Annotated in this window: 26 protein-coding genes; 9 read left to right on the top strand and 17 right to left on the bottom strand. The window is 61.2% G+C overall.

The genetic code is table 11. The features are described 5' to 3' along the window. Positions 1-5: 5 nt before the first annotated feature. From coxB to VZC39_RS02565, 3 genes are all read right to left on the bottom strand, one after another. Positions 6-1,118, bottom strand: a complete 1,113-nt coding sequence (gene coxB, locus VZC39_RS02575; protein ID WP_434665433.1) for a cytochrome c oxidase subunit II — start codon at positions 1,116-1,118, stop codon at positions 6-8. Positions 1,119-1,566: 448 nt separating this feature from the next. Continuing rightward, complete coding sequence (locus VZC39_RS02570) at positions 1,567-3,636, bottom strand: tRNA(Met) cytidine acetyltransferase TmcA (RefSeq protein WP_434665431.1); 2,070 nt, start codon at positions 3,634-3,636, stop codon at positions 1,567-1,569. Beyond that, positions 3,633-3,947, bottom strand: coding sequence for an HlyU family transcriptional regulator (locus VZC39_RS02565; protein ID WP_349920868.1), 315 nt, complete (start codon positions 3,945-3,947; stop codon positions 3,633-3,635). Before VZC39_RS02565 ends, VZC39_RS02570 begins: the two co-directional genes overlap by 4 nt. Before the next feature lie 138 nt (positions 3,948-4,085). Here VZC39_RS02565 and VZC39_RS02560 point away from each other — a divergent pair, with 138 nt between their 5' ends. The 3 genes from VZC39_RS02560 to VZC39_RS02550 all read left to right on the top strand — a co-directional run bounded on the left by VZC39_RS02560 (position 4,086) and on the right by VZC39_RS02550 (position 5,620). Continuing rightward, entirely contained in the window at positions 4,086-4,292 is a 207-nt protein-coding gene (locus tag VZC39_RS02560) for a bacterioferritin-associated ferredoxin (RefSeq protein ID WP_349920867.1), read from the top strand. 142 nt (positions 4,293-4,434) lie between these two features. Further along, entirely contained in the window at positions 4,435-4,914 is a 480-nt protein-coding gene (gene bfr / locus VZC39_RS02555; protein ID WP_349920866.1) for a bacterioferritin, read from the top strand. Positions 4,915-5,161: 247 nt separating this feature from the next. Continuing rightward, positions 5,162-5,620, top strand: a complete 459-nt coding sequence (locus VZC39_RS02550) for a methylglyoxal synthase (protein WP_349920865.1) — start codon at positions 5,162-5,164, stop codon at positions 5,618-5,620. Positions 5,621-5,680: 60 nt separating this feature from the next. Here the strand turns inward: VZC39_RS02550 and VZC39_RS02545 are convergent, their stop codons facing one another. From VZC39_RS02545 to VZC39_RS02500, 10 genes are all read right to left on the bottom strand, one after another. After that, entirely contained in the window at positions 5,681-6,268 is a 588-nt protein-coding gene (locus tag VZC39_RS02545; protein WP_349920864.1) for a superinfection exclusion B family protein, read from the bottom strand. Positions 6,269-6,387: 119 nt separating this feature from the next. Further along, positions 6,388-7,446, bottom strand: coding sequence for an L-asparaginase 2 (gene ansB / locus VZC39_RS02540; protein WP_434665425.1), 1,059 nt, complete (start codon positions 7,444-7,446; stop codon positions 6,388-6,390). A 128-nt stretch (positions 7,447-7,574) separates the two neighbouring features. Beyond that, positions 7,575-7,769: a heavy-metal-associated domain-containing protein gene (locus VZC39_RS02535; protein ID WP_434665422.1), complete on the bottom strand. Its 195-nt coding sequence runs from the start codon at positions 7,767-7,769 to the stop codon at positions 7,575-7,577. Positions 7,770-7,832: 63 nt separating this feature from the next. Continuing rightward, complete coding sequence (locus tag VZC39_RS02530) at positions 7,833-8,795, bottom strand: LacI family DNA-binding transcriptional regulator (RefSeq protein WP_349920861.1); 963 nt, start codon at positions 8,793-8,795, stop codon at positions 7,833-7,835. Between the two features lie 129 nt (positions 8,796-8,924). Next, complete coding sequence (locus VZC39_RS02525; RefSeq protein ID WP_434665419.1) at positions 8,925-10,064, bottom strand: carbohydrate porin; 1,140 nt, start codon at positions 10,062-10,064, stop codon at positions 8,925-8,927. A 201-nt stretch (positions 10,065-10,265) separates the two neighbouring features. Then, complete coding sequence (locus VZC39_RS02520) at positions 10,266-11,195, bottom strand: ROK family protein (protein WP_349920859.1); 930 nt, start codon at positions 11,193-11,195, stop codon at positions 10,266-10,268. 11 nt (positions 11,196-11,206) lie between these two features. Beyond that, entirely contained in the window at positions 11,207-11,518 is a 312-nt protein-coding gene (gene chbA / locus VZC39_RS02515) for a PTS N,N'-diacetylchitobiose transporter subunit IIA (RefSeq protein ID WP_042641204.1), read from the bottom strand. Positions 11,519-11,566: 48 nt separating this feature from the next. After that, the gene (locus tag VZC39_RS02510) at positions 11,567-12,952 is read right to left on the bottom strand and encodes a glycoside hydrolase family 1 protein (protein WP_349920858.1); all 1,386 of its coding nucleotides are present in this window, start codon (positions 12,950-12,952) and stop codon (positions 11,567-11,569) included. Positions 12,953-13,007: 55 nt separating this feature from the next. Beyond that, positions 13,008-14,333 carry a PTS sugar transporter subunit IIC gene (locus tag VZC39_RS02505; RefSeq protein ID WP_349920857.1) on the bottom strand — a complete coding sequence of 442 codons (1,326 nt, stop codon included), beginning with the start codon at positions 14,331-14,333 and terminating at the stop codon, positions 13,008-13,010. A gap of 40 nt (positions 14,334-14,373) precedes the next feature. Continuing rightward, positions 14,374-14,679: a PTS sugar transporter subunit IIB gene (locus VZC39_RS02500; RefSeq protein WP_349920856.1), complete on the bottom strand. Its 306-nt coding sequence runs from the start codon at positions 14,677-14,679 to the stop codon at positions 14,374-14,376. A 265-nt stretch (positions 14,680-14,944) separates the two neighbouring features. Here VZC39_RS02500 and VZC39_RS02495 point away from each other — a divergent pair, with 265 nt between their 5' ends. Further along, the gene (locus tag VZC39_RS02495; protein ID WP_434665413.1) at positions 14,945-16,240 is read left to right on the top strand and encodes a PTS sugar transporter subunit IIC; all 1,296 of its coding nucleotides are present in this window, start codon (positions 14,945-14,947) and stop codon (positions 16,238-16,240) included. A 93-nt stretch (positions 16,241-16,333) separates the two neighbouring features. Here VZC39_RS02495 and VZC39_RS02490 read toward each other — a convergent pair whose 3' ends face one another. Beyond that, positions 16,334-17,284 carry an AEC family transporter gene (locus VZC39_RS02490; protein WP_349920854.1) on the bottom strand — a complete coding sequence of 317 codons (951 nt, stop codon included), beginning with the start codon at positions 17,282-17,284 and terminating at the stop codon, positions 16,334-16,336. 134 nt (positions 17,285-17,418) lie between these two features. Between VZC39_RS02490 and treR the strand changes: the two genes are divergently transcribed. The 4 genes from treR (at position 17,419) to VZC39_RS02470 (ending at position 22,364) form a co-directional block, all read left to right on the top strand. Next, the gene (gene treR / locus VZC39_RS02485) at positions 17,419-18,366 is read left to right on the top strand and encodes a trehalose operon repressor TreR (protein ID WP_349920853.1); all 948 of its coding nucleotides are present in this window, start codon (positions 17,419-17,421) and stop codon (positions 18,364-18,366) included. 191 nt (positions 18,367-18,557) lie between these two features. Further along, positions 18,558-19,988, top strand: a complete 1,431-nt coding sequence (treB, locus tag VZC39_RS02480) for a PTS trehalose transporter subunit IIBC (protein ID WP_349920852.1) — start codon at positions 18,558-18,560, stop codon at positions 19,986-19,988. A gap of 72 nt (positions 19,989-20,060) precedes the next feature. Further along, complete coding sequence (gene treC / locus VZC39_RS02475) at positions 20,061-21,722, top strand: alpha,alpha-phosphotrehalase (protein WP_434665408.1); 1,662 nt, start codon at positions 20,061-20,063, stop codon at positions 21,720-21,722. Positions 21,723-21,734: 12 nt separating this feature from the next. Next, the gene (locus VZC39_RS02470; RefSeq protein ID WP_434665406.1) at positions 21,735-22,364 is read left to right on the top strand and encodes a sugar O-acetyltransferase; all 630 of its coding nucleotides are present in this window, start codon (positions 21,735-21,737) and stop codon (positions 22,362-22,364) included. 77 nt (positions 22,365-22,441) lie between these two features. On the opposite strand, the gene VZC39_RS02465 is transcribed toward VZC39_RS02470, so the two are convergent. Further along, positions 22,442-22,900 carry an Lrp/AsnC family transcriptional regulator gene (locus tag VZC39_RS02465; protein WP_434665404.1) on the bottom strand — a complete coding sequence of 153 codons (459 nt, stop codon included), beginning with the start codon at positions 22,898-22,900 and terminating at the stop codon, positions 22,442-22,444. A 105-nt stretch (positions 22,901-23,005) separates the two neighbouring features. Here VZC39_RS02465 and VZC39_RS02460 point away from each other — a divergent pair, with 105 nt between their 5' ends. Continuing rightward, positions 23,006-23,884: an EamA family transporter gene (locus VZC39_RS02460; RefSeq protein ID WP_434665402.1), complete on the top strand. Its 879-nt coding sequence runs from the start codon at positions 23,006-23,008 to the stop codon at positions 23,882-23,884. A 54-nt stretch (positions 23,885-23,938) separates the two neighbouring features. Here VZC39_RS02460 and VZC39_RS02455 read toward each other — a convergent pair whose 3' ends face one another. Together VZC39_RS02455 and VZC39_RS02450 are read right to left on the bottom strand one after the other, a co-directional pair. After that, positions 23,939-24,538, bottom strand: coding sequence for a Yip1 family protein (locus VZC39_RS02455; protein WP_349920847.1), 600 nt, complete (start codon positions 24,536-24,538; stop codon positions 23,939-23,941). A 267-nt stretch (positions 24,539-24,805) separates the two neighbouring features. Then, positions 24,806-26,149 carry a potassium channel family protein gene (locus VZC39_RS02450; protein ID WP_434665399.1) on the bottom strand — a complete coding sequence of 448 codons (1,344 nt, stop codon included), beginning with the start codon at positions 26,147-26,149 and terminating at the stop codon, positions 24,806-24,808. Positions 26,150-26,418 lie beyond the last annotated feature (269 nt).

Raw genomic sequence — 26,418 nt, 5'->3', positions numbered from 1 at the left:
ACGCCTCACTTGTCCTGTTTCAAGATGGACTGCACCTCGGCAGCCTGTACCACGTCGCCGGTATTGTTGCCCCAGGCATTACGCTCGTAAGTCACCACCGCGGCTACTTCTTGCAGGCTGAGCTGCTTGCCAAAGCCGAGCATGGCCGTCCCACTCTTACCATGGAGCACCAGATCCAGATGATGGGCCCGGTTTTCAGCCATCGTGGTGACCTTGCTGCCCTTGAGGGCGGGGAAAATGCCGGGCAGCCCGGTTCCGGTCGGCTGGTGACAGGCGGCGCAGTGGCCGAGGAATACCTTCTCGCCGATCTCCATGGCCTGGGGCAGGGTCATGGTCTGACTCGCCAGATCCTGCTGTTGCGCCTTGGCGGCGGCTTGCTCCCCTGCCGTCTTGGCAATCCAGCCATCAAACTCCTCGGCAGTTTTCGCCACCACGACGATGGGCATGAAGCCGTGATCCTTGCCGCACAGCTCGGCGCACTGGCCCCGGTAGGTGCCGGGTTGGTCTATCCGGGTCCAGGATTCATTGATGTAGCCTGGGTTGGCGTCCCGCTTCACCGCGAAGGCGGGAACCCACCAGGAGTGAATGACGTCGTCCGAGGTCATCAGGAAGCGGATCTTCTTGCCGACGGGCAGTACCAGCGGCTGATCGACCTCCAGCAAGTAGTGGTCCCCCTTGGGCTGCTCACCCTTGATCTGCTTCCTGTCAGTCGCCAGCAGGGAGTAGAACTCCACCGGGTGCTCGAGATATTTGTAGTGCCACTTCCATTGGGAACCCGTGACCAGCACCGTCAGGTCAGCTTTAGAGGTGTCCTCCATCTTCAGCAGGGTCGAGGTGGCGGGCACCGCCATGGCCACCAGGATCAACACAGGGATGGCGGTCCATAACAGTTCGATACGGGTGCTTTCGTGAAATTGGGCCACCTTGGCGCCACGGGATTTTCGATGACGGATGATGGACCAGAGCATGGCGCCGAACACCAGCAGGCCGATCAGGCAACAGATGTAGAAGATGGTCATGTGCAGGTCGTAGACCTGCTGGCTGATGGCGGTAGCACCGCGCGTCATGTTGAACGTCAGGTCGCTGGCAGATGCCGTGCCGCCAACGAGGCAGAACATCCATGAGCCATGGCTGGTTGCATTTTTTCCCACATTGCACTCCCTGTGCACGTTAGAAAAGATGGCAAACATTAACCAATGATAATGCTAACCACCTGAAAATAATGCAGTTATTAAAATCATCACCACCATCAAGTATTAGACCATATTCGGGAAAAGCCAAAATGATACGGGCCCATGGGAAACTCATCCGAGCAGTGATGCGGTGAAGAGATTCAATGCGAGGAACGAACGGGGAGCATGGATATCAAGAGGGTCTGGCCGAAATAGTGTCGGCCGACGGGAGCAGCGCTTTCATCCAGGGTTGTACTACAGCGGGATAGCTATTACTCGACTGACCAATCAACAAGGGACCCGCAGGTCCCTATCAGATGACTCGATAACGTCGCTGTCCAGGCATCAGACTGACTGCTGATATAGCTAGACAGGGTGGCACTTTACCAAGTTTTCACCCCGCCTTGGCGCCCTCACCCAGCAGGCGAGCCAGCAGGTTGCGCAATGTCTTGATGATCGCGGGTTTGCCAGCCAGCCCCAGAGCCTTGGCCAGCCCGTCCCAGGGGGCATACTGCCATATGGTCGCGATAAGCAGACGCCGCTCACCCGGCTCCAGTCCACCTAGGGCCTGCGTCTGGCCCATCAGCCAGCGCTGCAGGCTGGGCTGGCACAACTCGAACGGCTTGTGATGGTGAGCAAAGCACTCCAGCTCCTCGCGCTCGAACTCATCCAGTGCGGTAACCCTGGCGACATCATCGTGCAGACATTGCCAGACGAGCTCGGGATCCAGCGATTTGAGCTCCCCCGCCAGCAGGGTCGGCAACTGTTGTGCGAATCGCTGACGCCATTGGGCCAGCTCGGGCTCCCACTCCACTTTCAGTGCCTTGAGCAACAGAGCTGCGTGACAGCCGCTGGCGGCATCCCGCTGCAAGCCGATACGCAAGGTCTTGAGTCCGGCCTTGTGCCAGAACGGCAGCAGATCCGCGCTGGCGGAGAAGGCTGACCCCAGATAGTCGACGCCCAGAGCCCGATAATGCGCCTCCAGCTTGCCCAGCAGCACGGAGCCCAACCCATGACGATGCAGGCTCGGATGGATGGCGATACGCATCACCCTGGCGTAGCTGCGCTCCCCCGCCGTCGTGAATCCGGCATGTGCCAGCAGCGACTGGGGCAGCAGATGACCTCGGGGACGTCGCCGCCCCGCCCAGATATCGCGAGCCAAGGCAGGGGCTATCTTGCCCTCGCGTACCACCAGCGCTACACCGAGTAAGCTCTGACCCTGCTCCAGCAGATGGATGTCGAGATCCGGACTCTCCAGCAGGTATCGCAGATCGCTCGGGGTCGTCTGGTAGTGGGCCAGCACCAGCAGGCCGAATACCTGCCCGAGCAGCACGTCATCCACGGCCAGCCTCTCTTGCCCAATCAACTGCCACTCGGGCGTCGTCGGCTGGGGTGGCACCTGGACATCCGTATCGAGACCAAGCAGGCGGAACACCAGGGGCTCCAGCGGATCGTGCCGGCTCCAGCGGATAGGCTCGCTCAGGTGCAGCTCCTGCCAACCCGGGGTTTGCGCATCCAGAATACGCTTGAAGCGCAGGTGAAAACCGCGTCCGGTTCCCTCATAGCCATGTTCCGTGGTGGCGAAGACGATACGGCTGTGACGGGCCAGCATGGCCTCCAACAGCGGAGTCGGGATGGCGGCAGCTTCGTCCACCAGCAGCAGATCCGGCTGCAGATCTTCGTGCACCAGCCGATCCGGCGACACATAAACCAACCCCGTCAGTTCTGCCTCACAGACAGGCAACCCGGCCCTGGCGTGAGCGAAGAGGGTGGCAACAGTCCCCTGTGAAGGAGCCGTCACCACTATCTTCAAATCCGGATTCTGACGCAGCAAATTGGCCGCAGCGAGCCCCAACACGGCACTCTTGCCCCGACCCCGGTCAGCGCTCAGCACCAGAGGGCGACGGCGGTGGCCGTGGAGCACCCTGTGGATGGCAGACAAGGCATGAGCCTGGTCCTTGCTCAGCAGACGCTCCGGCCCCAGCGGCTGCCAACGAACATTCTTTCCAATAAAGGCAAGTGAAGTAGCGGGATCTGCCGCCAGCAGCCGCACCAGGCGGGCAATAAAACCATGGCCGGCCTTGCTCGCCTCCTCCGGCTGGGCGACCAGCCGCAACCTGTCCGGATCCCCATAGGCGGGCCACCGTTCCCTCGGGGGTGTTAGCAGCAGCAGCAAACCACCAGCGCGCAGGGTCCCCGCCAGGGCGCCAAAAGCATCGGGGTGAAAACCGCTGAAGGCATTGAAAACAAGCGTGTCGCACTCCTGGCCTAGCCGTTGCAGCGCCTTGGCGGCCGGCATAGGTGCATGGCAGGCAGGCCCATCACCCAGCCAGAAGACAACCTCTCCCAGCCAGGGTTCGGTCCGGGCGATACAATCGGCCTCCTCTCCCTCCAGCCAGATCAGGCGCCGCTCGCCACAAAGCGCAAGGGTGCGGCGTAGCTCGCTTACCTCTGATGGACTCATGAGGCGGCCGGATCACCGCTCTTGACGCGAGGCTCGAACATCTTCTCCCCCATCTGATCGATGAAGGTATGGGCTTTTTGCACCATGAAGCGCTCGGCATCCGCCGGGTTGACGAACAGATCGGAGCGGATGAACCTGTGAGTCAGCACCTCCCCATCCACCTCCCTGGTGATGCGTCCGGCCAGGCGGTACTGCCCCCCTTCCGCCATGGGCTCGGGATAGATGAGATAACCGGCGTACTCGGTCGGGGTCACCTCGACGGCGGGGGCCAGCTGGCTGTTGAACAGGGCACTGAACAGTTTCTTGAGCATCGTCGTCTCCTTTCTGATGGCCGCATTGTCCCCAAGGGGAGAATGGCTGGCAAGCGAGGGAGCTTATTACCAATCGGTATTTGCACTACGAACCACTCTCATTTAGATTTCCTCTCATTCCAGTATGAGGTCAGTAATATGTACGTGTGTTTGTGCCGCGGCATCACAGATACCCAGATCCGCAAGGCGGTGCAGACAGGCAAGACCGAATTCAGACAGCTGAAAGAGTCGCTGGAAGTGGGTGCCCAATGTGGCAAGTGTGTACGCATGGCCATGGAGATCATCGCCACCGAACGCAGCAAGATAGAATCGGATCAGGCTCCGCTCTACTACGAAGTGGCTTGATACCTGATTCCTCCCCTCTCTGATCCGTCAGCAGGATCCCTATACCCTCAGGCGAGTAACATCGCCGGTTCTTCTATTGTCACTTTTCTGGACTAAGCTCTAGTGATCGCTGCCACTGGCACGAACATAAGGAGTAATGTCGATGAAAGGAGATCCCAAGATCATTGCCCACCTCAACAAGGTGCTGGCCAATGAGTTGGTGGCCATCAACCAGTATTTCCTCCATGCCCGCATCTATGATGACTGGGGCCTCAAGGGTCTTGGGCACAAGGAATACCACGAGTCCATCGATGAGATGAAGCATGCCGACGAACTGGTCAAGCGGGTACTGTTTCTGGAAGGACTGCCCAATTTGCAAGACCTGGGCAAGCTGCGCATCGGTGAGACGGTCGACGAGATGTTGCGTTGCGATCTCTCGCTGGAGATGGATGCCATCCCCGACCTGAAGGTGGCCATCACCTATGCCGAATCTGTCCATGACTACGTCAGCCGTGACCTGTTCCAGAAGATCCTGGAAGACGAGGAGGATCATGTGGACTGGCTGGAGACCCAGCTTGATCTCATCGATCGCATCGGTCTGGAAAACTACCAGCAATCCCAGTTGCACTCGGAGTCATCTTGAAGTGGTGATGGCATGACGCCGCGTCCCAACCCGCTTCGGCGGGTTTTTTCTCGCCGGTATCAGCACGAAATGCATACCTCCAACGCAGTGGACAGGGCCATCATTGCTCGGCCCGTGGCTGGCAATACGTCGATATCCCTGGTCGCAAGCGTCGAGAAGATCACAGTTACGGTGCACGGCAAGACAGCGGGCGCCGCTTTCGATTAGGATACAGCCCTATTCCCATCACTTTGCTACGGATGATCCCATGGAACTGATCGCACGTGAGATGGCGCCCCACAAACGGGTAGCCCTGGTGGCTCACGACAACATGAAGGCCCCCTTGCTGAACTGGGTGCTGAGACGCAAGGAGGAGCTCAAGCTCCACCATCTCTATGCGACCGGCACCACCGGCACCCTGCTCGGCAAGCAGGCACAACTGCCCATTACCTGCCTCTTCTCCGGCCCCATGGGCGGCGATCAGCAGCTCGGCGCCCTGATTGCCGAAGGCAAGATCGACGTAATGATCTTCTTCTGGGATCCCCTCAATGCCGCGGCTCACGATCCGGACGTGAAGGCCCTGCTGCGCCTCGCGGCGGTGTGGAACATTCCGGTCGCCACCAACGAAGCGACTGCGGACTTCATCATGGACAGTCCGCACATGCAGCGCGCCTTCAGCGTGCAGGTGCCAGACTACGCCGGCTATCTCAAGGCAAGAACCGAGTAAGCGCCCCAGACAGCAAAAAGCCGGACAGTGTCCGGCTTTTTTATTCAGGATGCGTGAAACTCAGCGCTGGAAGCTCTTCTGGGCGAACTTGGGTCTGGCATTCATGATCTGCTCCACCTGCTCATCGCTCATCTTGCCGCGAGACAACCCCAGTACCTTATAGGTGAGCAGCGGCCGTGCCGGCAGCGCGATCATCAGGGCGCGGATCTGGTTCTCGTCATCCTTCTCCCGCACCGGCTTGCCATAGGCATAGGTCAGCACCCCGGCATCCATCAGATTTTTGACGGCGGGCTCGGTGATCGGCAGGTTTATGACGCTCTTGCGCTGCAATACGAACTCGCGCAGTACCGCCTTCTCGTTGAAGTCGAGGAAGCCGATCATCTGGGCCAGTTGATCCTGCTGGCGGCGGGACTGCCACTCGTCACAGGCCCACTCCCAGAAGATCAGGAAACCCTGGCTGCAGAAATAGGAGATGGCGATCAGCATGCCGACTCCTAGCCAGGCCGCATGGGCCGTGGCCCACTGGCTGACGGCTCCCTTCATCAATCCCGCGGGGAACAGCAGGATGATGCTGCAGCAGAGCAGCAGCCAGACCATGAGCCAGTTGAGGCGGTTCAGCTGATAGAAATGTTGGATCCACCGTTTCATCGTTCATCCTTCCCAGAGCATTGTGGACAGTGGTCTATCCATAGCAATGACTGTGCCAAGGCTTGGGAATGAAAACGGGAAGCCTGAGCCTCCCGTTGAATCCATCTGATAAGGTGCGCTTAGAACTCCTGGAACCAGCGCTGGATCTGCTTGGGATCCTTGCTCTGGGTCAGGGAGAGCATCAGCAGGATGCGCGCCTTCTGCGGGTTCAGGGTGCCGGCGGCCACGAAGCCGTACTTGGCATCGTCGATCTCCGCATCCAGGGTGGTGGCGCCGGTCGGCACGCGGGCGGAGCGCACGACCCGGATGCCGTCCTCGCTCGCCTTGGCCAGGGTATCGAACAGAGTGTGATAGAGGTTGCCGTTGCCCACCCCGGCGCTGACGATGCCGTCAAACTTGGCGTCCACCATGGCCTTGGCGGGCAGGTCGGTGGCGTTGGCATAGTTGTAGACGATGCCGACCTGGGGCAACTTGTCGAGCTTGCTCACGTCGAACGGGGTCTTGCTGGTGTGCAGACGGGCCGGGCTGCGCTGGTAGTCGATCTTGCCGTTGTGGATATAACCGAGCGGGCCGAAGTTCGGGGCGGCAAAGGTCTGCACCCCGGTGGTGTTGGTCTTGGTGACGTCGCGGGCATCCAGCACGGTATCATTCATGGCGACCATGACGCCACGCCCCCTGGAGCTCGGATCCGAGGCGGTGACCACGGCGTTGTAGAGGTTCAGCGGACCGTCGGCACTCATGGCGGTGGAGGGACGCATGGCGCCCACCAGCACCACCGGCTTGTCGCTCTTGACGGTGAGATTCAGGAAGTAGGCGGTCTCTTCCATGGTGTCGGTGCCATGGGTGATGACGATGCCATCCACATCATCCTTGGCCAGCAGCTCGTTCACCCGCTTGGCGAGCTTGAGCCACACCTCGTCGTTCATGTCCTGGGAACCGATCTTTACCACCAGCTCCCCCTGCACCTCCGCCACGTTCTTCATCTCGGGTACGGCGGCGATCAGGGTCTCGATGGCCACCTTGCCGGCCTCGTAGTTGGACTGGGTGGCAGACAGGCCCGCCCCGGCGATGGTGCCACCGGTCGCCAGTATGTGCACGCTGGGCAGGGCCATGGCCAAGGGTGAAAGGGTCAGGCCGAGTACGGCGGCGAGCAGGGTCTTGCGGATAGGGAGGGTCATGCTGCAATCCTTCTGATGGGTTGATTGCAGCATTTTTATGCTTTTTAAAACGGATTTAAGTGATCATTCTCACCAATAAAAACAAGTAAACAGAATATTGGTCTGTTTTATACCTATATAGCGTTAGTTCACTCTGCCGAGAAACCCTTGGCCTCGATCAGCGCGATGATCTCGGCCTTGCTGAGGGTGCTCTCCACCACTGCCTTGCTGCTGTCGAAGTCGACCTTGGCCTGCGTTACTGCGCTCTGGGCCAGCAGGGCTTTTTGCAGGCTGGCGGCGCAACCGCCGCAGGACATACCGGATACGGTGAGTTCAATAGCCATATTCTCTCTCCTCTCGTGAATGTGATCCCAGCCTAAAGCTGCCGCCAGCGGCAAGGTCAAGCGTCAGCGCGCGACTACGGATTCACGCACCAGCAGGCGGCCGTGAAACTTCAACTGCTCGTCGGCGGGGAGCAGGCGCTGGGCCAGCTGGGCCTGCAGCAGACGCACGCACTCCTGCGCCAGACGCTCGCTCGGGTATTCGATACAGGTGAGCGGCGGGGTCAGCTGATCCGCCAGCGGGGATCCCTCCAGGCTCATCACGGAAACGTCCTGCGGAATGCTGAGGTTGAACTCTCGCAGCAGGCGCATGGCATCGGCGGCCAGGGTATCGCGCTGCACGATGAGTGCGGTGAAAGGCAAATAGCGGTTGAGCAGACCGAGCAGGGCTTGCTGATTGCCGGTGCCATCGATCACCAACTGGCTGTTGTAGGGCAGAGACTGCTGTTGCAGCGCCTGCTGATAACCCTGGATGGCATGTTTTCCGGCGGGAGAGTGTTTGTCATCGAGCATCAGCACCAACTGACGATGTCCCTTGCCGAGCAGGAAACGGCAGGCGCTCTCGGTGGCGAAGGTCAGGTCATAGCAGAGATTGAGGTTGTCCGAATCGGTGACACCATCGAGCTGGATCAGTCGCTCATCCGCTTGCAGCGCCTCTTTGGCACCGATCACCAGCACGCCGTCACAGCGGCCTCCCAGCAGCTCGTCGACCGCCTGCTGCTGTTGGGACAACCCTTCGGCGAAACGCACCAGCATGCTCTTGCCGGCCTCCGTGAGGAAGCCGTCGATCAGGGGCAACATGCTGGCCAGATGACCGCCCAACTGGGGCGAGAGGATGACGCCGATGCAGTCGGTCGCCTGGGTGGCGAGGGAGCGAGCGGTCGCATTGGGGCGAAAGTTCAGTTGTTCCGCCGCCTGCAACACGGCCAGCCGACTCTCTTCACGCACCCCGCGCGAACCGCTCAGGACACGGGAAACGGTGGCTTTTGATACATTCGCGAGGCGCGAGACATCGGTAATATTGGCCATGGCTTCATCAACGGTAACCGGTTAACAGGTTTCCATCCTAGCACAAACCGACGCCAGCCGGTAAGGGTTGCCTCGTTGCACCAACGGAAAAGGGGAGCCAGGGCTCCCCTCTGTCACGCAGGCTTGCTATCAGAAGTAGTATTTGAAACGCACCCGGCCACCGTAGCGGTCCATGTTGTCCACCTCGCCGCTGTCGACGTTCAGTTGCGACCAGTAGGCTCCCAGATAGATGTCAAAGTTGCTGAGATCCAGCACGCTGGGGATCTTGTAGGAGGCATAGACGGTGTTGATGGTGTGCTTGCCGATCATCTTGCTGAAGTCGGCGCTGGTGTTGTTCAGGTTGGCGTTCGTGATGTCGTTGATGGCATAGATGTAGCCCAGACCCGCGTTGTACCAGACGAGGTTGGCACCCAAAGTGGTATCGGTTTCATCTTCGGCGTCCATGCGAGCCGCACTGGCGTTGATGACCAGGGCATCCTGAGTCCAGCTGGTGGTGATGCCATAACCCACACGATCGGAGACGGAGACGTCGTCACTGGTGACGATGGCGTCATTGATCACGTTGCCTTCGGCCCCCAGCGCCACCTTCAAATTCTGCCCCTTCCAGGCGATGACGGGGCGAACCATGATGGAGTCCTTGGCCTTGGTCAGCTCGTAGCCGTGGTACTGCTGACCGGCGAACAGGTTGGTCCTGTCCCCGATCAGGGTAGAGAGTTCCAGATACCAGTTGCCCGTCTCCTTGTTGAGCAGCAGTTGCCCCCCCTTGCTGGCCCGGCCGCGCCCTTCCTTGAGCATATAGACGTAGCCATTGCCGTCGACGTAGAGATCGTTGGCGCTGTCGCCGGAGTGTTCGACAAAGATGTCCTGTCCCAGCGGGAACATGTCATAGGCCTCGAAGCGGCCGACCTTCATGCCCCAGTTGTTGCGCTGACCGAAGCCGAGATACGCATCGTCGGCGCCGGCACCACCATTGGTGCCTATGGTCGGCTGGATCTGGATCTGGCCATAACGCCCATCTTCCAGCTCCCGCACACCGAGGAAGTTCAGCAACAAACGGCCGTCCTCATCCCAGCGATCATCCCGGGTCTCGCTGGTCTGGCCCAGCACGTTGTTGCGGTTGGTGTTGGAGGCGTTGAGGTTGATCTCGGCATCCCCTCCCAGGCTCAGACGCCCGAAATCCGTGTTGGTTTCCACCACGGCACTGGCCATGAAGGGAGTGCCCAGGGCCAGGATGGCCAGCAGTTGGACGGACAGGTTTGTCAGTTTCATTATTATCATTCCTTGAGTTTTATGAATTTGATTTATAAGTGTTTCTTTATTTGTCTCTCCGCAGAGAGGGCAAATTCGGGCATGCCTTTCCCCCATCGCGAGGCAATGTGAGGCAAGGAACATGGGTAGTGCGGGTGAGCGCCTTGGCCCGGCCCCGCGTCTTAATTCATGGCGAACATGGGCATCTTCCCCCGCCAGGGATCAGATGGACCAGGTCGCGACCTCTTCGCTGCAACTGGGCAACCAGGCGGCGCCGCGCACACCGCTGCTGTCCCCATAACGGGCGGGCAGCAATCGGGTGATGCAGCTGTCCGAGAACAGATAAGGCGCCAGGGCCGCGGGCAGATCCCGATAGAGGGCATCCAGGTTGGAGAGGCCGCCGCCAAACACGATGACGTCCGGATCCAGCACGTTGATCAGGCTGGCCACGCTGCGGCCGAGGGCACCGATGAAGTGCCGGTAGTGGGCCTGGGCCTCCGGATTGTCCAGAGCCGCTGCCGCCATGATCTCTGGGGTGCTCATGCTCACCCCATGGGCCTGGTTGAAGCGGGCGCTGAAACCGGTACCAGAGATGAACCGCTCGATGCAGTTGTCGCGGCCGCAATAACAGGGCTGGGTGGGGCCATCCAGAGCCGGGTCGTAACCGGGCAAGGGATTGTGACCCCACTCCCCCGTGATGGCATTGGGGCCGACGATGAGCTGACGGTTGACCACCAGACCGCCGCCGCAACCGGTGCCGAGTATGATGCCAAACACCAGCCGCCCCGCCTCCCCGGCTCCGTCGACCGCCTCCGACAGGGTGAAGCAATCGGCGTCATTGGCGATGGCAACCGGCTGACCCAGCGCCTGGGTCAGATCGCCCTTGAGATCCTGACCATTCAGGAACAGGCAGTTGGCATTCTTGATACGACCCGTGTGGGGATCCATGGCCCCAGGCAACCCGATGCCGATGCTGAAGGGGCGATCCAGCTCCTGGCGTATGCCTTCCACCCACTGCGTGATGGTGACGAGGAATTCACCATAGCCACTGGTCGGGGTGGCGATGCGCTTGCGCAGCAGGCTCACCCCCTGACCATCGAGCAGTTGTGCCTCTATCTTGGTGCCCCCGATGTCGAGTCCGAGTCGCAACATGATGATCTCCCTCAGGCGGCCAGCTTGCGGTGCAGCTCGATGAGCTCGGTGACCAGCTCCCGGGCCAGCATGGCGGTCATCAGGTGATCCTGGGCGTGTACCAGGATCAACTTGACCGGGATCTTGCCCTCCCCCTCGTCCGCCTCGATCAGCCGGGTCTGCACCGCATGGGCTGCGTTGGCGGCCTCGGCGGCCTGACGCAGCAGATCGTCGGCCTCGGTAAACTGGCCGGCCCTGGCCTGGCGCAATGCCTCGAAACAGAGGCTGCGGCTCATGCCGGCGTTGATGATGAGACCCATGACTGTCTCTTCCAGATCGAACATATGTACTCCTTGATGAGGGCCGACGCGGGCCGACCCCGTGGCAGACAATCAGTTGAAGCCGTTTTCGCGCGCGGCGGTAGCGAACCACTCCCCGCTCTTCTTGATGCGGCGAGTCTGGCTACCCAGCTCCAGTTCGATGAAGCCGTAGCGGTTCTTGTAGGCATTGCTCCAGGACCAGTTGTCGATGAAGGTCCAGAGGTGATAGCCCAGGCACTGGCAGCCTTCCTCCAGCCCCTTGTGCAGCCAGATGAGGTGATCCCGAATGAAGCCGATACGGTAGTCATCCTGGATCTGGCCATCCTCTCCCTTGAACTTGGCCTCCCCCTCGACTCCCATGCCGTTCTCCGAGATGTAGCTCGGGATGTTGCCGTAGTGATCGCGCAGGTTGGTGAGGATGTCGTAAATGCCTTTTTCGTAGATCTCCCAGCCCCGATGCGGGTTCATCTTGCGACCCGGCATCTCGTAATGGTCGAAGAACCACTCCGGCATGAAGGGGCTGGCAGGATTGACCGCGTTGCTGCGTGCCTTGACCCGGCGCGGCTGGTAATAGTTGACCCCGAGCAAGTCGATCTTGCCGGCCGCCAGCAGGGCCTTGTCCCCCGGCCCGCAGGCGGGCAGCTGGTCATGTTCCGCGAGCAGGGCCACCAGCTCAGCCGGGTATTCCCCCTTGACCGCCGGATCCAGGAAGCTGCGGTTGAACAGCAGATCCGCGATGTTGGCCGCCTTCAGGTCCGCCGGGTGCTGCGAACGTGGATAGGAGGGGGTGAGGTTCAGGATGATGCCTATCTGGCCATCCTGACCGAGGATGCGGTAACGCTGCACCGCCGCGGCATGGGCCAGCATGGTGTGGTAGGCCACGGTGGCGGCGCGGCGAAAATCCACCACGTTCGGGTAGTGGAAGTCGTAGAGATACCCCCCCTCCACCGGCACGATCGGTTCGTTGAAGGTGAACCAGTGTTTGACCTTGTGACCGAACAGCCGGAAGCAGGTGTCGGCGAACTCGGCGTAGGCGGCGACCACCTCCCGGCTCTCCCAGCCCCCCAGCTCCTGCATGCTCATGGGCATGTCGAAGTGGAACAGGCAGATGAAGGGCTCTATCCCTTGCGCCGCCAGTTCATCGAGCATGGCGTCGTAGAAGGCGACGGCCTGCGGATTCGGTTCGCCACGCCCGGCGGGGATCAGCCGCGACCAGGCGATGGAGGTGCGAAAGCTGTTGTGACCAAGCTGCTTCAACAGGCCAATGTCATCGCGAAAATGCTCATAGAAACCGGATGTCTGCGCCGGCCCAATCTGCTGATGGAAACGGTTGGGGGATTGCTCGAACCAGTGATCCCAGATGGTGGGTGCCTTGCCATCTTGCTGGCTGGCGCCTTCCGCCTGGGCGGCGGAGGAGGCACTGCCCCACCAGAACTGTTCAGGAAAACGGTATTGCATCTCGTGTTACTCCAGGCTTTGAAAAAAGAGGCCGCCAGGCGGCCCCAGCAGGCAATCAACGGCTGGCAACGGCCGCCAGTGTCGGTTCTTTCGTGTCAGTCTGTTCTTCCTGCTTGAGCAGGGTGCGCTCATAGGCTTTCAGGAAGGGGTAATACATGGCCGCGGCGGAGCACATGCACAGCAGGCTCAGGATCATGGGGCTGATGGCCCAGTTGGCGGCCCAGGAGGCACCGATGGGGCCCGGTGTGGTCCAGGGAGTGAGCGACACCACCCGCTCGACCAGGCCGAAGTCCAGGGCAAACCAGGCCAGGGTGGCGTTGATCATCGGCACCAGGATGAAGGGCAGGAAGAAGACCGGGTTCATGACGATGGGGGCGCCGAACAGTATGGGTTCGTTGATGTTGAACAGACCCGGTACCACGCCCATCTTGCCGATGGATCTCAGGTGCGCCGCCTTGCTGCGCAGCAGCAGGAAGGCCAGTGGCAGAGTGGAACCAACACCGCCGATCAGCAGATAGTGATCCCAGAAGCCCTGCAGGAAGATGTGGGGCAGCGCCTCACCCGCCGCCATGGCGGCCTGGTTGTTGGCGAGGTTCGCCATCCAGAACGGGTTCATGATGCCGGTGACGATCAGGGCGCCGTGGATCCCGGCGAACCAGAGGATCTGGCACACCAGCACGGCCAGCAGCATGGCGGGCAATGAATCCGATGCCGCCACCAGCGGCTTGACCAGGGACATGATGGCTTCCGGCAAGATCATGCCGGTAGCCCCTTCCAATATCAGGTTGAGGGGATGCAGGGTCAGGATGATCACCAGCACCGGGATCAGCACCTCGAAGGAGCGAGCCACACCGGTCGGCACCTGGGGTGGCAGCTTGATGGTGATGTTGTTGCGCTTGAGGAAGGCGTAGACCTCGGCCGCATAGATGGCGGTGATCAGGGCCGTGAAGATCCCCTGGCCGGAGAAGTACTGCATGGAGATGGCGCCATCCTTGACCGGCGCGGCCACCAGCATGAAGGACATCAGGCAGAGCAGACCCGTGGTGACCGGATCCAGTCCGTTCTGACGGGCCAGGCTGGCCCCTATCCCCACCGAGATGAACAGGGTCATCAGTCCCATGCTCAGCTGGAACGGCAGCAACAACTGGGGTTGATAGGTGGCCGAGAAATCGAGCCAGGCGCGGGCGAAGCCCCACTGGGTCTGGGGCGAGAAGGGGGGGAAGATGAACACCAGCATGAAGCTGCCGACGATCATGAAGGGCAAGGCGGCGATGAAGCCATCACGGATGGCCTGCACATATTTCTGCTGACCAATCCGCCCGGCCAGGGGGCTGACCCGGTTTTCGATGGTACTGACAAAGCGTTCGTAAAGGGTGTTCATGAAGGTTTCCTTGTGACTGTCACTGGTTTGGGTCTGCTCATCAGCCGATCAGGGCGAGGGCGTGGTCGAGGACCTTGTCACCCCGCTGCATGCCGTAATCCATCATGTTGATGGTCTCGACCGGTACGCCGTGAGCGGCAGCCCGCTGCTGCAACTCGGCCAGCATGTATTTGACCTGGGGCCCCAGCAGCACCACCTGGTAATGGGGCATCTGCAGATCGAACTCCGCCGCTCCGAAGGCCTGTATCTCGGCGCTCAATCCCCGCTTGTCCGCTTCCTCTTTCATCTTCTTGACCAGCAGGCTGGTAGACATGCCCGAGGAGCAGCACAACATGATTTTTTTCATTTCCCGATTCTCCAGACGTTCATAACGGACGACGCATTCTTGATCGAACGGATTTAACTTGGAAACCGGTTTCCATTTCAAATCCATTGATGTGTGAGCGGGATCGGCAATTTCCGGTAAAAAGCGGTGGGAAGTGTGAGCGACCTAATGAAATGGCAAAATGGTTGCGGATATTACGGAAACAAAAACCCAAAGCCGTCAATATGGAGCCCAAGCCCCATGACAAAAAGGGGCAATGGACACACAAGGGACGGAACAAAACCTGATGAACCTGCAATGGATGGCAATGCTGGTCGGCATGATCGAGCAACGCATGGTACCGTTTGCCAATTGGCTGACACGCAGTCGCCATGTGCTCTCGCTACGAGATGGTTTCCAACTGGCGATGCCCTTCGTCATCGTCGGCAGCCTGCTGGTGCCGATCCTGTTTCCGCCCGTCTCCCCCGATACCCCGCACGCACTCGGGCAGTGGCTGCACTGGCTGTCGCGAGCGCTGCATCCCTTCCTGTTTCCGGTCTATTCCCACACCCTGGGGCTGGTGGCGCTGATCATCGCCTTCGGCTCGGCCTCCAGCCTCGCCAAGGCCTATGAGATGCCGGAGCGGCTGTGTGGTCTGGGGGGCTGCATGGCGTTTCTGATGCTGATCGACTTTCGTTCGCTGCAACCCGGGGTGTTTGGCTATCTGGGGGGAGCCGGGATCTTCACGGCCTTGCTGATGGCCTTCTACTCGGTGGAGGTGACGCGCTTCTTCTATCGCCGTGGCTGGTATATCCATATGCCGGAGGAGGTGCCGGTGATGACCCGCCGCGGCTTCCAGCTAATCGTGCCACTGCTGTTCATCATGCTCTCGCTGAGCCTGCTGCGGCTCTGGTTGCAGCAACAGTTCGGTATCAGCCTGCCAGACTTCATGGCCTCCCTATTCCGACCCCTGATCGTGGGGGCCGACACCCTGCCGGCCCTGCTGATCACCCTGCTCATCGCACACCTGCTCTGGTTCATGGGGATCCACGGTGCCCTGATCGTCACCGGTTTGCTGTCACCGTTCTGGATGGCCGGGGTGAGCGCCAACCAGGCGGCACTGATGGCGGGCGAGCCCCTGCCCCACATCTTCCTGCAGGGTTTCTGGGACTATTACCTGTTGATCGGTGGCATAGGCACCACGCTGCCGTTGGTGTTCATGGCCATGCGCAGCCGCTGCCACTCCATCCAGTCGGTGGGCAAGCTGGGCTTCATTCCCTCCATGTTCAACATCAACGAGCCCCTGCTGTTTGGCTTCCCCATCATAATGAACCCCTTGTTTTTCCTGCCCTTCATCAGCGTCCCCCTGATCAACGCCGTGATCGCCTGGCAGCTGACCCAGTGGGGTTTCCTCGACAGGTTCATCGCCCTGCTGCCCTGGTCCATGCCCTCTCCCCTCGGCGCCGCCTGGGCGGCCAACGGCAGCTGGAACAACGGCCTGATGAGCCTGGTCTGCATCCTCAACAGTTATGTGCTCTACCGCCCCTTCTTCCTGGCCCACGAGAAGATGGTGCTGGAGCAGGAGCGCGAGCGGCTGGGATAAGAGGGTTGCCCGGTATATCAACGCAATCTCTGGCAAGGGCCGCCAAAGAGATCGGGGAATCAGAGCGAGCAATATGGGCGACCAGCTCGCCCCTTATCCCATCAATCCCAGGTAGTTCATCAGTGCCGCCCCCAGGCTGGTGCTGACCAGGGAGCCCAGGGTGGTGGTGGCAATGATGTTGGCGGCGAGTACGCTGTCGCCTCCCATGGCGCGGGTCATCACATAGCTGGCGGCCGCCGTCGGGGTGGAGCTGATGAGGAACAGGATGCCGAGGGCCTGGGGGCTGAAGCCGAGCGCCCAGGCCCCCAGCACCAGCAGCACGGGGATGCAGAACAGCCGGTTGGCGGTGGCCCAGCCGGTCAGGCCGGCCCCGCCACGCAGGGCTTTGAGATTGAGGCTGGCGCCAGTGCAGAGCAGGGCCAGCGGCAAGGTCATGTTGGCAAAATAGTTGCCGGTGCTGATCACCAGCTGGGGCAACTCGATGCCGAGCAGGCCGAAGGGCAGCGCCGAAACGATGGCGATGATCAGCGGGTTTTTGACTATCCCCTTGAGGATGGGCTTGATCCCCCGCCCGCCCCCCAGGCTGCGGGTGAGGGTGATGACGGCCAAAATGTTGTAGAGCACGGTCACCGCCCCCACCAGCAGGGCCGCGGCCCCTATCCCCTCCGGGCCGTAGGCGTTTTGCACATAGGCCAGCCCCATGATCCCCATGTTGCCGCGAAAACTGCCCTGCACGAAGATGCCTCTGAGCTTCTGCTCGCTGATGAAGCGGGACGCCAGCAGTTCGAGGATCAGGAAACCGGCGAGGGTTCCCAGCAGACCGTAAAGGATGAGCCAGGGGCTCGGCATGGTGGAGAAATCCGTGCGCACCATGCTGAGAAACAGCAGAGCAGGCAAGGTGACCTGAAACACCAGACGGGAGGCGGACTCGACGAAGCTGTCTGGCAGTAGTCCCAGGCGCTTGAGCCAGATGCCGAGTACCAGCACCATACAGATGGGGCCCGTGATGGAGAGGGAGAAGTGCAGACTTGCCAACAGATCCATGATGCGCGTCCTGTGCGTAGCGAGCGGCAGGCCGTCGCCGAAATGGAGAGGGGAGCGGCCATTCTAACGCCATGGGCTTGTATTCACAGGGGTTTGTCACAACAATACGGACAATTCCCTCCCGAGCACCCGATATGGAAAAGAAACTGACCATCCTCGACATCGCCCGCCTGTCGGGTGTCGGCAAGTCGACCGTCTCCCGGGTGCTCAATCAGGATCCCAAGGTGAAACCCCAGACCCGGGAGAAGGTGGAGCAGATCATCGCCCAGCACGGCTTCGTGCCGAGCAAATCGGCGCGCGCCATGCGCAGCCAGAGCCAGCAGGTGGTGGGCATCATTGTCTCCCGTCTCGATTCGAGCTCCGAGAATCAGGCGGTGCGCGGCATGCTGGAGACCCTCTACGCCCGTGGCTACGACGCCGTGTTGATGGAGAGCAAGTTCTCCCCTGACAAGGTGAGCGAACACCTGGCGGTGCTGGCGCGGCGCGGGGTGGACGGCATCATCCTGTTTGCCTTCAACGATCTCGACTACGACGCCATGACCCCGTACCGGGAGAAGCTGGTGCTGGTAGCGAGGGAATTTACAGGATTTTCCTCTGTCTGCTTCGACGATGCCGGCGCGGTGCGTACCATGCTGGCCCAGCTGACCCGGCGTGGCGCCCGCGACATCGCCTATCTCGGGGTGGACGTGTCGGATCTCACCACCGGCCAGCGCCGACTCGACGCCTATCTCGCCCACTGCCAGGAGCAGGGGTTGATGCCCCGCCATGCCCTCGGGGATCTCAGCCTGCAGAGCGGCTATCGGCTGGCGGCCGAGCTGCTCACTCCCAGCACCCAGGCCCTGGTCTGCGCCAGCGACACCCTCGCCATGGGGGCGGCCAAATACCTGCAGGAGCAGGGTCGGGGCGAGGTGCTGGTCACCGGCCTTGGCAACAACCCCCTGCTTGGTTTTCTGTTCCCCAACGCCCTCAGCCTGGATCTCGGCTACAAGGGAGCCGGCGAGCAGGCGGCCCGTCAACTGCTCGGCCAGATAGAGCAGGACCTGCCCCCCCAGGCCAGCATCGCCCCCAGCCGGTTGCCGTGACCCCCATCACGACCCATTGAGTGAAAATCACCCGTTTTGTGAGATCACCCACGAAATGGGAACGTTCCCATTCCTGCGAAAAGAAATTGGTAGCATGCTAAATAGGAACTATACCAAGAACGCTCGGGCCGGCAGATTGGCCCTACAGGGTGATGCATACCAAACTCAATGGAGTCACAGAGGGAAGACTCATGTCCAAGATCAACGCACAACATCTGGCCCAGCTCATCGACAAGATCGGCGGCAAGGAAAACATCGCCACCGTCAGCCACTGCCTGACCCGGCTGCGCTTCGTGCTCAATGACCCGGCCAAGGCCGATTCCAAGGCCATCGAGACCATACCGGCAGTGAAGGGCAGCTTCACCCAGGGTGGCCAGTTCCAGGTGGTCATCGGCAACGAGGTGGAGCAGTGGTACAAGGCGCTCACCGAGGAGATCGGCGTGAGCGGCGGCAGCAAAGACGCCGCCAAGCTGGCGGCGCGCCAGAACATGAATCCGCTGGAGCGCGGCATCTCCCACCTGGCGGAGATCTTCGTCCCCCTCTTGCCCGCCATCATCACCGGCGGTCTGATCCTGGGCTTTCGCAACGTCATCGGCGACATCAAGATGTTCGACGACGGCACTCACACCCTCACCGAGATCAGCCAGTTCTGGGCCCAGGTTCACGCCTTCCTCTGGCTGCTGGGCGAGGCCATCTTCCACTTCCTGCCGGTCGGCGTCTGCTGGTCTGCGGTCAAGAAGATGGGCGGCTCCGAGATCCTCGGCATCGTGCTGGGGATCACCCTCGTCTCACCCCAGTTGATGAACGCCTACGGCATCGGCCAGCAGACCCCGGAAGTGTGGGACTTCGGCCTCTTCGTCATCCAGAAGGTCGGCTACCAGGCCCAGGTCATCCCGGCCCTGCTGGCAGGGGTCTTCCTCGCCTGGGTGGAGACCAGCCTCAAGCGCATCATCCCGGCCTATCTCTATCTGGTCATCGTGCCCTTCATCTCCCTGCTGCTGGCGGTGATCGTCGCCCACGCCCTCATCGGCCCCTTCGGTCGCTGGATTGGTGAAGGCGTCGGCTTCGCCGCCAAGGCTGCCATGACGGGCTCCTTCGCCCCCATCGGCGCGGCCCTGTTCGGCTTCCTCTATGCGCCCCTGGTCATCACCGGCATCCACCACACCACCAACGCGGTGGATCTGCAGCTGATGCAGAGCATGGGCGGTACCCCGATCTGGCCGCTGATCGCCCTCTCCAACATCGCCCAGGCTTCTGCGGTCGTCGGCATCATCCTGATCAGCCGCAAGGAAAACGAGCGTGAGATCTCGGTGCCTGCCGCCATCTCCGCCTACCTCGGGGTGACGGAACCTGCCATGTACGGCATCAACCTGAAATACAAGTTCCCCATGCTGTGCGCCATGGTGGGCTCGAGCGCGGCGGCCCTCATCTGCGGCTTCGCCGGAGTGATGGCCAACGGCATCGGGGTCGGTGGCCTGCCGGGCATCCTCTCCATCCAACCGCAATACTGGGGCATCTACGCCATCGCCATGCTGGTGGCCATCGTGGTCCCTGCCGTGCTGACCCTGCTGGTCTACAAGCGCCAGCAGGCCGCTGGCAAGCTGGAACTGGCCGCAGCCTGATCCCAAATAGCAGAATACGAGGCGCAGCCCGGTGCTGCGCCTCGTCATACCACGCAACACGAGAACCAGACCATGAGCCAGACACCCTGGTGGCAGAGCGCCACGATTTACCAGATCTACCCCAAGAGTTTTCAGGACAGCGGTGCCCGTGGCACCGGTGACCTCAAGGGGATCATGGCCCGCCTCGATTACCTCAAGACCCTCGGCGTCGACGCTCTCTGGCTGACCCCTGTCTACGTCTCCCCCCAGGTAGACAACGGCTACGACATCTCCGACTACCTCAATATCGATCCCGCCTACGGCACCATGGCGGACTTCGAAGCCCTGCTGGCGGCGGCCCATGAGCGCGATATCCGCATCGTCATGGACATCGTTGTCAACCACACCTCCACCGAGCACGCCTGGTTCAAGTCGGCATTGGGGGACAAGCAAAGCCCCTATCGCGACTACTACATCTGGAAAGATCCGGTAGACGGCGGCGTACCGAACAACTGGATTTCCAAATTTGGCGGCAGCGCCTGGGAGCTTGATAGCGCCACCGGCCAGTACTACCTGCACCTGTTTGCCCGCGAGCAGGCGGACCTCAACTGGGAAAACCCGGCGGTGCGGGCTGAAGTGAAGAAGATCATCCACTTCTGGGCCGACAAAGGCATAGACGGCTTTCGCCTCGACGTCATCAACCTCATCTCCAAGGATCTGCGCTTCCCGAACGATGAACACGGCGATGGCCGCCGCTTCTACACCGACGGGCCGCGCATCCACGAATTCCTGCAGGATGTGAGCCGCGACGTGTTCGCCCCCGTGGGCGCCATGACGGTGGGGGAGATGTCCTCCACCTCCCTGGAGTACTGCCAGCGCTACGGCGCGCTGGATGGCTCCGAGCTCTCCATGGTGTTCAACTTCCATCACCTGAAAGTCGATTACCCGAACGGGGACAAGTGGACCAAGGCACCGTTTGATTTCCTCGAGCTCAAGCGCATCTTCAATCACTGGCAGAGCGGCATGCACGGCAAGGCCTGGTCGGCGCTGTTCTGGTGCAACCACGATCAGCCGCGCATCGTCTCCCGCTTCGGCGACGAAGGGGAGCATCGCGTGGTGGCCGCCAAGATGCTGGCCACCACCCTGCACGGCCTGCAAGGCACCCCCTACATCTATCAGGGGGAGGAGATCGGCATGACCAATCCGGGTTATGGCAGCATCGACGACTACCAGGATGTGGAGAGCCGCAACATCTTCGCCATCAAGCAGGCCGAGGGCATGAGCGAAGCCGAGATCCTCGCCATCCTGGGGGCCAAGTCGCGGGATAACGCCCGCACGCCCATGCAGTGGAGCGATGCCCCCAACGCCGGTTTCACCCAGGGCACGCCCTGGCTCAAGCCCGCCGCCAACTACCCGGCAATCAACGCAGAGGCCGCCCTGGCGGACGCCGATTCGGTGTTCTGGCACTACCGGGATCTCATCGCCCTGCGCAAGGCGCACCCCATCTTCACCCTGGGGGATTATCAGGAGCTGCTGCCGGGCCACCCGCGCCTCTGGGCCTACGCCCGTCACTGGCAAGGCAAGGCACTGCTGGTCGTGAGCAACTTCTATGGCGAAGCGGTCGACTTTGCCCTCCCCGGCGGCCTGCCGACCGGCAATGGGCAACGGCTCCTTGGCAACTACCCGGACAGCCCGGCACAGCCGCAATCCTGCACGCTGCGCCCCTATGAGTCAGTTATCTGGCTGATGGAATGATTGATGGAACATATGAATTCAAAAATCGCATTTGAGCCAAATAAAACACCACAAAAACGGAATCCAGAATGGCTGAAGATGGTTGCCGGCGAGGACTATGATGCCGCCGACCCCGATCTCAAGGCGGCGCGAGAGCGCTGCCGCAGTCTCTACCACAGGTTCAACACCCTCTGGCAGGAAAAGCCCGAGCAGGATGCCCTGCTCTGGGCCCTGCTCGGTGGTCGTGGCAAGGCGTGTGCCATCAACCCGCCCTTCTTCTGCGACTATGGCGCCAACATCTTCGTCGGCGAAAACTTCTACGCCAACGTCAATTGCACCATCCTGGATGTGTGCGAGGTGCATATCGGCGACAACGTGCTGCTGGCGCCCGGGGTGCAGATCTACACCGCCGCCCACCCCGTTGCCGTCGTTCCCCGGGTGGCCGGGGTCGAGTTCGGCAAACCGGTGCGCATCGGCAACAACGTCTGGATAGGTGGCAGCACCGTCATCTGCCCCGGCGTCACCATTGGGGACAACAGCGTGATAGGCGCGGGTTCCGTGGTGACCAAGGATATTCCGGCGGGCGTGGTCGCGGTGGGCAACCCTTGCAAGGTGCTGCGTCCCATGACGGCGGAGGAGCTGGCGGGCGAACAGCCCGGCTGAAAAAGAAGGGGGCAGGTAGTACCTGCCCCTTCGCGCGCCTTTGATTCCCTCAAGGCAACAACCCACTCCCCCCTTTCTCAGCCGGGCAGCAAGGCGCCGCAACGCTTGTGCTGCCCCATGACGACCAGGGTCTTGAAGCTGCGCACCTGCTCCCTGGCATGGAGCACCCGCCGGGTGAACTGCTCGTAGCTCTGCATGTCCCGCGCGGCTACCTGCAGCACGAAGTCCTGCTCACCCGTCACGTACCAGAGATCCATCACCTCGGGTTCCCGCTGCAGGCTGGCGATCATCTCATCGACGATGCGGCCGTGATCCCGCTCCAGGGTCACCAGCACCAGCATGGTGATAGGCCAGCCCATGGTGGCCGGAGCCACCAGCGCCACCTCCCGTTCGATGAGGCCAGTCTCCCGCAGCTCCCGGACACGGCGGTAACAGGCAGGGGCGGAAAGACCGACCCTGTGGGCCAGCTCGGGAATGGGCAGACGGGCATCCTGCTGCAGCTCGGCCAGGATGAGCAGATCAAATTTGTCGGTCATGGGACTCAGGAGATAAAAATTATCATGTAAGGCCAGTATTAGACCGAAATTACGGCAGCCTCCAGATATATTTTCTTGCTTATACCCTACTCAGGTTTGAACAAGATGCAGCCAAACAGCCCCGCCCTCTCCTCCCTGCTAGCCGTCCTGCTCGCCATGCTGTCGATCACCCTGGGCGCCTCCCTGGCGAAGTCGCTGTTTCCCCTGCTGGGAGCCGCCGGCACCACATTATTCCGGCTGGGGTGTGCTGCCCTCCTTCTCTCCCTGGTGTTTCGTATCTGGCGAGCGCCCCTCGAGAGGCGCACCCTGCTGATGGTCATCCCTTACGGACTCTCGCTTGGGGCCATGAACCTGCTCTTCTACCTGGCCATCGAGCGCATCCCCCTCGGCGTGGCGCTGGCCATCGAGTTCATCGGCCCGTTGACGGTGGCACTGCTCAACTCCCGTCACCGGGAAGACTTCATCTGGCTGGCACTGGCCATCGCCGGACTGCTGTTGCTCCTGCCCCTGCGGGAGGCCGAGCAGGCCATAGATCCCCTGGGGGCCGCCCTGGCCCTCGGTGCCGGCGTGTTCTGGGGACTCTACATGCTGACCGGCAAGCGGGCTGGGGCCTTGCTGGGGCCGCAGGCGCCGGCCCTTGGCATGTGGGTGGGCACCCTGCTGGTGCTGCCCTTCGGCCTCGGCGGGGCGAGCGAAGCGAGCTTCACCCTCCCCCTGGTGTTGACCATAGCGGGGGTGGGGCTGCTCTCGAGTGCCATCCCCTACTCCCTCGAGATGTTCGCCCTGCGCCGGTTGCCGCTCAAGAGCTACGGCATCCTGACCAGTGGCGAACCAGCCATGGGCGCCCTGATGGGCTTGTTGCTACTGGGGGAGCAACTACCTCCGTCCCAGTGGCTGGGAATAGCCGCCATCATATCCGCGTCGATGGGCACCACCTGGCATGGGGGACGACGACGCGCCAACCCGGTCAGAAAGGGTGAGTGATCCCCATGGAAAAGGCGCCATCAGGCGCCTTTTTTACGGTGATGCACACCTTGGCTAATGCATGAAGACGGGTCCGAAACCGGATCCCCAGAGGATGGCGGTGCTCGCCAGCACGCAGACCAGCAACACCAGCCCCACGGTGACCACAGAGCTCGCATAGATGAAGCCCTGCTCCTTGGTGATGTGCATCAGGATGGGAACCCCGATATAGAGCAGATAGACGGAGTAACTGAGGCCGATGAGACCGATGATCATCACGAACCAGAGATGGGGGAAGAAGGCGGAGAAGCCGACCATGAACAGGGGCGTCGAGGTATAGGCCGCAAGTTCGAGGGAGGTGGTGTAACTGGGATCGGCCCCGAAGGTGTGACCCATCCAGTGCACCAGGTAGGAGAGGGCGAAGACGCCGACGATGAGGGCGAGATACATGGCCACCGACAGCACGAAGGCGCTGTCCGCGGTCAGCCGGATGGGTTCGCCGACCCCGATGCTCCAGCCGATGTGGACGGCGGAATAGTAAGCGCAGACTGATGGGATAAGGGCCACGAGCAGGATGTGGGTCAGGCTGTTTCTGAAGCTGTCGTGCCGCTCGTCTATGGTATGCCATTCGGTGTGAGGATGGGCATACAATCCCCATAAGTGATTCAATATCATAGCGTTGTTCCTTATCTGCAGTGATGGTTGACTGATCCGTGCCGATCCTGCTCCTCTGTCTTGTTGTCGCTTGCATCCCCATTCGGCCAAGGCTGACCCCGGCCACGCACCTTAAATAAAGTCGCTCCCCATCCCCCCCGTCAAGCCAGCCACCGCCCCCAGAAACGACGAAGCCCGGCACTCAGGCCGGGCTGGACAATTAGGGGGGCGGGTTTCATCCCCGGGGCGTGGCAAAGAGCGCAGACCCGGGCATCCCCGACATGAGCCTCAGTATTGCTTGGTTTTCGACGCGAAGCCCGCGAGGAAGAGACCGGTCAGGAACATGCCGCTGAACGCCTCTATGGCTGACAGCAGCTGGAGTGGCGACGAGGTCTGGGAGATGTCCCCGTAACCCAGGGTCACGAAGGTGACGATGCTGAAATAGAGCGAACGACCGAGATGGCCGTGGGTGACGGACTCCGGCGCCAGGAAGTAGGTCAGGGTCGCCAGCAGGATCACCCCCATGGACATCAGCAGGCTGCGGATGGGCCGCTCCCCAAAACCCCAGGTGATGAAGCTGATGAACTTGGAGGCACATTTCAGATAGCAGAGCAGGGAGAGCATCCCTTTCTTAAGCGGGCCGCTGCGCAGCCAGCTGTCCTTGTAGAGCTCCTTCGGGCTCGCCAGGGATCGCATCTCGTGCAGCTTCTCCTGGTAGTAGCACTCTCCGGCATCGACCGTATCCCCCACGCTGGAGAAGAGCCGCTTGGCATTGCGGTACAGCTTGCTCGCCTCGCTGTGGTCGATCCGGCCATTCTCGTTGTAGCTGACCTGCACCTTGTCCAGATTGGTGTGTTCCATGGTGGCATCGAAGTTCTTGGCGCTGACGTTGAAGTTCTTCAGCACGGCCCGGGACGAGTGAAAGCGGATCTCCTCGCACTCGATGGTGAAGTCCTGGAACACCCCGTCCTCCAGCGCCAGCTCCCGCTTCTTGGCCCAGGCCCTGTGATCCCACAGCAGGGAATCGAACAGATCCAGCCCTATGATGCCGCCGTTGACCCTGACCCCCTTGGCCGAGCAGTGCCACAGATAGACCTTGGAGTTGTTGACCGCACCATCCAGAGATAGCTCGTCGAGACAGGTGAAGTCGAGCAGCCGTCCCGAGATGATGGGGCTCTGCAGGGTGACGCCTCCGATATTGAGCAGACGATGCTTGCCGAGCACCTGCGCCTCTCCCTTGTTGTTCTCGGAGACCGACAGCAGGCTCTGCACCCGCTTCGCCTGATCCTTGCCATGCTTGCCGGCCAGCCACATGAGGTAGGGTTCGAAACGGGATTCGGAGCGGATGAGCCCGCTCTTGCGCAGGGACTCCAGCGCACTGGAGGCGGTCTCGTACAGACGGATCTTGTCGTCACTCATGTAGACGCAGAGGCTCTGTACACAGCGGGAGCTGATGAAGCGGGCGATGCCGATCTGGAAGATGACCGCCTTGTCTATCTTCTGCTCGCTCATCCAGTCGTCAAAATGGGGCAACGAGGCCGTCAGCAGTTCCCAAATCAGGGGATAGTCATTCTCCCGGCGCCATTCGTTGAACTGCTCGGGAGAGAGCTGCCAAAGCTCGGTTGCGTTCATAGATTACCTCGATAGCAAATAGGGTCTGCCAGGCATGATCCGGGAGAGAGGGACAGGTACTGAAAGCCCTGGCCTGCGTGACCGGCCTGATGCAAGGGGCGCCGTGGTCAACGTCCGTCTGGCCACCATACTAGGCGAGGAGCAAGAGGCAAGTCACTGATAGGGAATAAATAAGGGGCAGATGGCGACGACATGCCGCCTTGGACTGGCACTGAACACCGCAGCCTCGAGCCAGGCGGTGCCAGATCGTCACCGCCGCGCAGACAAGC

The organism is Aeromonas sp. NJAU223 (assembly GCF_051125555.1).
GTDB lineage: Bacteria > Pseudomonadota > Gammaproteobacteria > Enterobacterales > Aeromonadaceae > Aeromonas > Aeromonas veronii_G.
This window is presented reverse-complemented; position numbering and strand designations above follow the sequence as displayed.